The organism is Bifidobacterium castoris, assembly GCF_003952025.1.
Classification (GTDB): Bacteria; Actinomycetota; Actinomycetes; order Actinomycetales; family Bifidobacteriaceae; genus Bifidobacterium; species Bifidobacterium castoris.
Window position 1 is genome coordinate 315,447 of the sequence record NZ_QXGI01000003.1, and the last position, 8,886, is coordinate 324,332.

The 8,886-nt window shown below is 66.8% G+C and carries 7 protein-coding genes and 2 tRNA genes; 8 read left to right on the forward strand and 1 reads right to left on the reverse strand.

Annotated elements, in window-relative coordinates; translation table 11 throughout:
* The first annotated feature begins 128 nt into the window (after window positions 1-128).
* The 8 genes from holA to aroA all read left to right on the forward strand — a co-directional run bounded on the left by holA (window position 129) and on the right by aroA (window position 6,655).
* On the forward strand, window positions 129-1,109 hold the full coding sequence (gene holA, locus D2E22_RS05500; protein WP_126032095.1) for a DNA polymerase III subunit delta: 981 nt from the start codon (window positions 129-131) through the stop codon (window positions 1,107-1,109).
* Window positions 1,110-1,152: 43 nt separating this feature from the next.
* A complete protein-coding gene (tsaE, locus tag D2E22_RS05505) occupies window positions 1,153-1,722 on the forward strand; it encodes a tRNA (adenosine(37)-N6)-threonylcarbamoyltransferase complex ATPase subunit type 1 TsaE (protein ID WP_126032096.1) in 570 nt (189 codons plus the stop codon).
* A 40-nt stretch (window positions 1,723-1,762) separates the two neighbouring features.
* A complete protein-coding gene (gene tsaB / locus D2E22_RS05510; protein WP_126032097.1) occupies window positions 1,763-2,608 on the forward strand; it encodes a tRNA (adenosine(37)-N6)-threonylcarbamoyltransferase complex dimerization subunit type 1 TsaB in 846 nt (281 codons plus the stop codon).
* Window positions 2,605-3,105 (forward strand): ribosomal protein S18-alanine N-acetyltransferase, encoded by a 501-nt coding sequence (gene rimI, locus D2E22_RS05515; protein ID WP_126032098.1) that lies wholly within the window; start codon window positions 2,605-2,607, stop codon window positions 3,103-3,105. The genes tsaB and rimI overlap by 4 nt, the downstream gene beginning before the upstream one ends.
* Window positions 3,106-3,160: 55 nt before the next feature.
* The gene (tsaD, locus tag D2E22_RS05520; RefSeq protein WP_126032123.1) at window positions 3,161-4,207 is read left to right on the forward strand and encodes a tRNA (adenosine(37)-N6)-threonylcarbamoyltransferase complex transferase subunit TsaD; all 1,047 of its coding nucleotides are present in this window, start codon (window positions 3,161-3,163) and stop codon (window positions 4,205-4,207) included.
* An 84-nt stretch (window positions 4,208-4,291) separates the two neighbouring features.
* Window positions 4,292-4,367: transfer RNA gene (locus D2E22_RS05525), tRNA-Asn, on the forward strand.
* 641 nt (window positions 4,368-5,008) lie between these two features.
* Window positions 5,009-5,084, forward strand: a tRNA-Asn gene (locus D2E22_RS05530).
* Between the two features lie 158 nt (window positions 5,085-5,242).
* Window positions 5,243-6,655 carry a 3-phosphoshikimate 1-carboxyvinyltransferase gene (gene aroA, locus D2E22_RS05535; protein WP_126032124.1) on the forward strand — a complete coding sequence of 471 codons (1,413 nt, stop codon included), beginning with the start codon at window positions 5,243-5,245 and terminating at the stop codon, window positions 6,653-6,655.
* 545 nt (window positions 6,656-7,200) lie between these two features.
* Here the strand turns inward: aroA and D2E22_RS05540 are convergent.
* Window positions 7,201-8,439 carry an acetate/propionate family kinase gene (locus D2E22_RS05540; RefSeq protein WP_126032099.1) on the reverse strand — a complete coding sequence of 413 codons (1,239 nt, stop codon included), beginning with the start codon at window positions 8,437-8,439 and terminating at the stop codon, window positions 7,201-7,203.
* Window positions 8,440-8,886 lie beyond the last annotated feature (447 nt).

Below are 8,886 nucleotides of genomic sequence, written 5' to 3' on the forward strand. Positions count from 1 at the left end.
GGACGCAGGCATGCGCGCGGCCGCCGTCGGCAGACCCCGGCGGCGCGCGCGAGCCAGACGGCACCGGGCGTCTCGGCGTGGGGAGGACGGTGACCGTGATTGTCCAACGATGCGCACACATTGGGACTATGGGAGTGAACAAGGACGCGAACTGCGTCATCGTCTTCGGCGGCATCGAGTTCCTCAACGAACGCGAGGCGCGCGCCGACGTGCGCCGATGGCTCGACAACCACCGCGACGCCGACTTCGTCGAACTCGACGCGCGCGCGATCGAGGGATACGACTTCGACGAGGCGGTCAGCCCGTCGCTGCTGAGCGATCGCGCCGGCGTGCTGCTCACCCATCTCGAGGACGCCGACGAATCACTCGGCAAGTCGCTCGTGGCCTACGTGCGCGAATCGGCAGGCGACCCGAACGCGTCGGGCGTCGTCATGCGCCACACCGGAGGTGCCAAGGGCAAGCGCCTCGTCGACGATTTGCGGCGCGCCGGCGCTGCGATGCAGCAGGTCGACGACCTCAAGGCGCTCAAGGAGAAAGGCGGCGTGAGGAACTTCGCGATCGGCGAATTCGAACGTCGCGGACGCCGCGTCGAGCCGCAGGCCGCCGAACAGCTGGCGGCCGTCTACGGCGAGCACGGCTTCGGCGAGCTGTGCGCGATGGTCGGCCAGCTGTGCATGGACTTCGACGAGGACCCGATCACGCTCGAACAGGTCAACCGGTACATGACCGCCAATCCGCAGGTCACCGGCTTCAACGTGGCCGACGCCGCGCTCGCCGGCGACGGCGCGCAGGCCGTCGTCATGCTGCGCTCGGCGCTCGTTCAGGGCATCGACGCGATTGCGCTCGTCGGCGCGCTCGCGATGAAGCTGCGTTCGCTGGCGAAGGCCTCCGCCGTGCGCGCCGGATCGATCACGTCCGGTGAGGCGAAGATGCCGCCGTGGCTCATCCGCAAGACGCAACGCCAGCTCTCCGGCTGGTCGTCGCAGGCGCTCGGCCGCTGCGTGCGCCGTCTCGCGTGGGCGGACGAGCAGTGCAAGACCGCCGGGGGCGACGCCGCCTACGCGCTCGAGCGCTGCGTGGAGCTCATCGCGAACAAAGGCGTTGAGTAACATGGACCGGGACAGCATTGGCAACATCGGAAGGTCGAAGGACATGGAATCGAAACGATTCGCGGTGCCTCGCGCCGAGGACATGCGAGCGCTCGGCGCCGCCGTGGCCGGACGCATGCACGGCGGCGAGGTCATCCTGCTGTCGGGTCCGCTCGGCGCCGGCAAGACGACCTTCGCCCAAGGCTTCGGTGCAGGGCTGGGCATCGACGAGCCGATCGTCTCGCCGACGTTCACGATTGCGCGCGAGCTGTCCGGCGTCTTCGCGGACGGCCGTCCCGCGCGACTCATCCACGTCGACGCCTACCGTCTGGGCGGCGTCGACTACGCGCCCGGCCAGGACAGCGTCGACCGCCTCCTCGACGAGCTCGAGTCGCTCGGCCTGGACGAGGAGCTCGAGGACGTCGACGACCACGCCGTCGTCCTGATGGAATGGGGCGAGCAGATGGCTGCCGCGCTCGCCGACGAACGGCTCGACATCGTGCTCGAGCGTCCGCTTGGACGCCCTGACGCGGCTCACGACGCCGCACTGACGAGCGGCGGCGTGCGCTACGCGACGATCACCGGCGTCGGCGCGCGATGGGAAGGATTCCTCGACGGCCTCGAACCGCGCTGAGCGGCGCGACCGCCAACGCACTACAACGAAAAGACGGAACATGCACACTCTAGTCATCGACACATCGTTCGGCTCGACCGTGGGCGTCGTCGGACACGATCCGGTCGTCGAACACGACTCGCGCACCCATGTGGAGAAGCTGCGCGACGACATCGACGCCGCATGCCGGCAGGCGGGCGTCGCGCCGCACGCGGTGGAACGCATCGTCGTCGGCGTCGGACCGGCGCCGTTCACCGGGCTGCGCGCCGGCATCGTCACGGCGAAGGCGATCGCCTACGCGACCGGCACGACGCTGCTCGGACAGGACGATCTGACGCCGAACGCCGTGCTCATGCACGCCGTCCACCGCCACGACCCACGCTTCGCCGACCGCTTCGACTACGCCGACGTGAGCCTCGTCACCGACGGCTCGCCGCTCGCCGCGCTCACGCTCAGCGTCAACGACGCGCGCCGCAGGCAGCTCTACTTTGGCCTCTACGCCGACCTCGGCGCCGACGCCGGCAATCCGACGACGCTCATCGACATGGACATCGACGCCCCGGACCATATCGCGCGCCGCGTCGGCGAAGCCGTCGACGCATACCGCGCGGCGCATCCCGGCGTCGACGTCGTCATCGACGTCATCGGCCACGGCGCACGCAAATACGCATCCGCGTGGGAGGGACTCGAACACGTGGAGACGGTGAGCGACGCCGCCGCGCTTGACATGGGCGCCGAAGGGCTCTCGCTGTTCGCGTCCGCCGCGCAGGCGCACGCCCCGGCCGACGAGGGCGCGGGAGCCGTCGAGCCGCTGTATCTGCGCAGGCCCGACGTGAGCGTGCCGAACCCGCTCAAGCACGTGCTCAGTCACGACCCCGCGCATACGCCGGGCGAGGCGACGGCATGATCGTGACCGACGACGCGCTCGACCGCACGGCGGCCGTCAAGGTGATGGCCGCGCTCGAACGCGACCTCTTCGGCGCCGGGGCGTGGAGCGAACGCGCCATCGCGCAGGAGCTCGACGCGCCCGCGCGCGCCTACTACTTCGACGTGGACGACGAGGAGGGGGACGACGGAACGGGCCCTCGCATACGCGGCTACGCGGGATACTGGTACGACGGCTACGACGCGCAGGTCATGACGATCGGCGTCGCCCGCGACCATCAGCGCGAAGGCATCGGACGCGCGCTGCTCAAACGGATGATCGCGGACGCGAAGGCCGCCGGCGCCGAACGCATGCTGCTCGAGGTGCGCGTCGACAACGACGCCGCGCTCGCGCTCTACCGGAGCATCGGATTCGAGCGCATGGGGCTGCGCAGACGGTACTATCAGCCCGAAGGCGTGGACGCGTACACGATGAGCCTCGAACTGAGGCCGCGCGTCGTGGGATTCGCCGCGAACTGACGACAAGAAGGAACGCAGGACAGGACAAGGTGGAGGCATGGAACACACGGAGACGATGAGCGGGCCAATCATCCTCGGCATCGAATCGACATGCGACGAGACGGCTGCGGCGGTCGTGCAGGGCGGCGCATTGCGCTCGAACGTCGTCGCGTCGTCGATGGACGAGCATGCGCGCTACGGCGGCGTCATCCCCGAGATCGCGTCGCGCGCGCACGCGCAGGCATTCGTGCCGGTCGTCTCGAAGGCGCTCGCGGACGCGGGGCTGGAAATCTCGGACGTCGACGCGATCGCCGTGTCGGCTGGTCCGGGCCTCGCCGGATGCCTCGCCGTCGGCGTCTCCGGCGCGAAAGCGCTTGGTTGGGCCGCCGGCAAGCCGGTCTACGGCGTCAACCACGTGATCGGGCATGTGGCGGTGACGCAGCTGCAGTTCGGCGCACTGCCGGCAAACACGATGGCGCTCATCGTCTCGGGCGGCCATACGTCGCTGCTGCACGTCGAGGACATCGCGCGCCATGTGGACGTCGTCGGCACGACGCTCGACGACGCGGCCGGCGAGTGCTTCGACAAGGTGGCGCGCCTGCTCGGCTTCCCGTATCCGGGAGGGCCGCATATCGACGCGCACGCACAGCGTGGCGATCCGCGCGCGATCCATGTGCCGCAGGGGCTCACGCAGGGGCGCGCCGGCAAGCAGCATCCGTACGACTTCAGCTTCTCGGGCGTCAAGACTGCGGTCGCGCGCTGGATCGAGGAGAGGCGGGCGGCCGGGGAGTCGATTCCGGTGGACGACGTGTGCGCGTCGCTCGCGGCGTCCGTCGCCGACGTGCTCGCGAAGAAGGCGATGCGCGGCTGCGGGCAGTACGATGCGGACACGCTTATCGTCGGCGGCGGCTTCTCGGCCAACTCGCAGCTGCGTCAGGCGCTACTCACTACGGGCGAGGAGCATGGTGTCGACGTGCGGCTGCCACGTGTCGCGCTGTGCACCGACAATGGCGCGATGGTCGCCATGCTCGGCTCGAACCTCGTTCAGGCGGGTGTCGCGCCGTCGTCGCCTGATTTCCCGATCGATTCGGCGATGCCGCTCGAACGGATCGTGATGCCGTGACATCGACACGCCGGATTTGCGTATTGCGGGTGCGGCGCGTATATTGTCTTTCTGTTGCGTTGAAGAGATTCGACGAAGCAGTATTCCTGCGTAGCTCAGTTGGCAGAGCATCCGACTGTTAATCGGACGGTCGCTGGTTCAAGCCCAGCCGCAGGAGCCAGCAAGCCGCCTCCGGGCGGCTTTTTCATTCCTCGGGGACGGCGACCGCGCCGTATGGACACGCCGGCGCGGTAAACCGACGGCGATGCCTTTGCGGCCATCGTGCGTCAAGCGGGGGACGGCCGATACGTTGGGTTTCCATATGCCTTTATATGTATATGCCGCTGGTCGTGGACGGATGTGGACGAATCGTGAGATAAGTATGGGGGATTTGTATGCATGCGGGCACAAGCGCACCGACCGCGGATAAAGCGCGTACAGTGGAAATCGTCGGTTCAAGGCCGACGGCGGAATGGATTCCGTCGGACGCATGGGTGGTTCGCGTCATTGGTTTCGGGGGCGCGGGATCCGCGACACGCCAGTCGGCCTTGAACTGATTTTCCATTCCCGGATGGTTTGCGCCGTCTTTGCCGGCCGTCCACCCCGGTCTTGTTCTTTTTCTTTACGGAATCCTTAATGGGCGGCCTCGCCCTTACGCGCGGCCCATGCTCGCGCGGGGCGGCCGTGTACTTACGGGGTGTGCCTTGTGTGAGCACCAAGCCCCGGCTGCGGAAATGGGTTCGACACGCCGGATTTGCGTATTGCGGGTGCGGCGCGTATATTGTCTTTCTGTTGCGTTGAAGAGATTCGACAAAGCAGTATTCCTGCGTAGCTCAGTTGGCAGAGCATCCGACTGTTAATCGGACGGTCGCTGGTTCAAGCCCAGCCGCAGGAGCCAGCAAGCCGCCTCCGGGCGGCTTTTTCATTCCTCGGGGCCGAGAGCCATCAATAGGCGCATGATCGCCGATATCCCCGGTCCGGCCCCGCGCCGGACGCATTTCATATTCCTCCGGCATGCAGATGCCGGGACGGCCGAATTCAGCCGTCTCCATTACGATGGGGGACATGAACGAACCGAACCATACGGCCGCCGTGGCCGATCCGTGGCCCGCGCCGCTCGCGACCGCACCGTTGGACGCAAGCGTCATAATCCCGGGCAGCAAATCGCTTTCCAACCGTTATCTGATCCTCGCCGCGCTGAGCGCCGACCCGGTGCGCATCCACGGGCTGCTGCGTTCGCGCGACACCGACCTGATGATGAACGCGTTGCGCGCGCTCGGCGTGACCTGCCAGGAGGACGCCGACGACCCGACGACGGTCACGGTGACGCCGCCGCCGGCTGGCGTGTTCACCGGCGACACGGAGGTCTACTGCGGCCTCGCCGGGACGGTGATGCGCTTCGTGCCCCCGCTCGTGCTGTTCGCCGACGGTCCCGTACGCTTCGACGGCGACGAGCAGGCGTATGCACGGCCGATGGAGCCGCTGCTGTTCGGCCTCAAACAACTCGGCGCGCATATCGAATACCACGGTCAGGAAGGCTGCCTCCCGTTCACGGTGACGCCGCCGAAGCGGCTCGGATCGGCCGACGGCAAGCCGATCAAGATCCGCGTCGATTCGTCGTCGTCCTCGCAGTTCGTCTCCGGCCTGCTGCTCGCGGCGTCCCGGATCCCCGACGGCGTGCTGCTGCGCCACACCGGCAGGACGTTGCCGAGCCTGCCGCACATCCGCATGACGATGGAGGACATCAACGCGGCCGGCGGCGATGTGACGATGCCGGAACGGGGACGCTGGCTCGTGCAGCCGCGCGAACTCAACCTGCCGGCGACCGTGACCGTCGAGCCCGACCTGTCGAACGCCGCGCCGTTCCTGGGTGCGGCGCTCATCGCCGGCGGCGACGTGCGCGTGCCGAACTGGCCCGCCCATACGACGCAGCCGGGTGGTCTGCTGCCGTCGATGCTGCACAAGTTCGGCGCGACGATCACGCTCGACGGCGAACCGTTCGATGAGATCAACGATTGCGAGATGTTCAACGACGACTTCTCCGGAACGCTGTGCGTGACCGGTGACGGCACCATCCGCGGACTCGGCGAACTCGACCTGTCGGCGGCGGGGGAGATCGCGCCCAGCATCGCCGCCATCGCGACGCTCGCGGACGGCCCGTCGGAACTCGTCGGCATCGGGCATCTGCGCGGCCATGAGACGAATCGCCTCGAGGCGCTCGTCACGCAGATCGAACGCGTCGGAGCGCACGCCGAGGAACTCGACAACGGCATCGCCATCGAGCCGGTCGCCGACGACGAACTGCACGGAGCGGTCATGGAGACCTACGCCGACCATCGCATGGCCACCTTCGCGGCGATGCTCGGGCTGCGCATCCCCGGCATCGAGATCAAGGACGTGCAGACGACGCGCAAGACGATCCCCGACTTCACCGGGATGTGGACGGCGATGCTCGCGCAGCATCGGTGATCCGCGCGTCGCCCGCCCATCATATGCGCCGCCCTTCCTCGTTCACCGCCGGCCGCCGCTACGGGCGGCCACTCTTACCGGCAGCCGTTGCCGCAGGAAGCCATTCTTACGGGAAGCTCGGCTGACCTCCCTCTAACGGGTGGCTGTTCCTTATGGGTCGCGTCGTCCGCGATGAGCGGTGGTTTTGGTCCATGCATCCAGACAGAACCGGAATGCGGGGGAGGAAGGACCCGTGAGGGAAGCGGAGGCGCTGCCCGTAGGGGTTTCGGCGACGTGATGCGCCCGGTAAGCCCATGCGGCCCGTAACGAGATGTCGTGCACGTCATCGAAGAGGCATCCCGTACGGAATACGCCATATGCGCATGACGCCCGTAAGCGATCGCCGCCCGCAGCATGCTGCGACGATGCGCGTATGGGCGAACGGATTCATGAGCGAGCTCATGAACGAACAAACGAAAAAAGGAGGGACGACCCCATCCGGGTCGTCCCTCCTCGTCATATGCGGCATGCGGTCCTCACGACCGACGCCGCGACGATGGATGCGCTCAGGCGGCGATCTTGTTGCCGTACGTGTCCTCGCCCTTCTCGACGATCGCCTGCGCGCGCTGCGCGATCGCGAGTTCCTCGTTCGTCGGGTAGACGACGACGGTCACCGAGGAATCCGGCGTGGAGATGATGCGCGGTTCCTTGGAACGCGTGTCGTTCTTCTCCATGTCGAGCTTGACGCCGAACGGCGCGAGCTTCTCGCACACCATGCGGCGCACGATCTCGTCGTTCTCGCCGACGCCGGCGGTGAAGGTGAGAACGTCGAGGCCGCCGAGCTGCGCGGTGTAGGCGCCGACGTAGCTGACGATGCGATGAACGTAGACGTCGAGCGCGAGCTTCGCGTTCTCATCACCTTCGGCGATCAGACGATGCACCTCGCGCATATCGCCGAAACCGGTCATGCCCATCATGCCGGACTTCTTGTTGAAGAGGTCGTCGAGTTCGTCGACGTCCATGTGCGCGTTGCGCATCAGGTGGAAGACGGCGGCCGGATCGATGTCGCCGGTGCGCGAACCCATGACGAGGCCCTCGAGCGGCGTCAGGCCCATCGACGTCTCGATCGGACGGCCGCCGAGCTCGGCGGATGCGGACGCGCCGTTGCCGATGTGCAGCACGATCTGCTTGAGGCCCTTTGCGGCCTCCGCGTCGATGCCGAGGAACTCCGGGATCTGCGAGGAGACGAACCAGTGGGAGGTGCCGTGCGCGCCGTAGCGGCGGATCTTGTACTTGTCGGCGACCTCCTTGTTGAGCGCGTAGGTGCTGGCGGCCTTCGGCAGCTGCTGGAAGAAGGAGGAATCGAAGACGTACACCTGCGGCACTTCCGGCATCAGCTGACGCATGACGCGCGCTCCCTTCGCCTCGGGGCCGTTGTGCAGCGGGGCGAGGACGGCGAGTTCCTCGACCTTGTCCGTCGTGGCCGGCGTCACGAGTGCCGGATCCGGGAAGGTGTTGCCGCCCTGGACGACACGGTGGCCGACGGCGATGATGCCCGCCTCGTCGAGCTTCGGGCCGTACTCGTCGAAGAAGCCGAGCACGCGCTTGAGGCCCTGCTCATGGTTCTCGATGCGCTCTTCGAGCTCGTGCTTTTCGCCGTTGTATTCGTACTTGTAGTGACCGTCGATCGGCTCGCCGATCTTCTCGACGAGACCCGATGCGATTCCCTCGCCGGTTTCGAGGTCGACGAGCTGGTACTTGATCGAGCTGGAGCCCGAGTTGATAACAAGGACGGTTTTCGCCATTGTGGCATCCTCCATTGGGTTATTTCGTTCGTCGCGGTTGCGACTTTCCACAAGACAGACTACTCAACGAATGCTACAAACGGACGAACGCCATGGCCGAATATGGACATCCCGCGGTAACCGTCGGCGCCTGTCATCACGTTACGGGTGGTACGTCGCGGCCGTAACGGGGACGTGCGACCCGTAAAGCCGAATGAGGATTCGCTTACGGGCCGCAGCAGCCCGTAGGCAAGGCGTCGACGGCAGGGGACGTCGCCCGTATGTCATCCGGGGTGCGCCACCGGTAGGAAGGACGTCGTCTATGAGCATGCGCCTGCCGTAAGAGCGAGGCCGTTTATGGGGGAGGAGCCACCGGTAGCGACGGCTCCCCGTAAGGAAACGCCGCCCGGAAGAAAGACACGGCCGGTAAGAAGACGCTGCCCGTACGAAAACACTACCCGTAAGAAC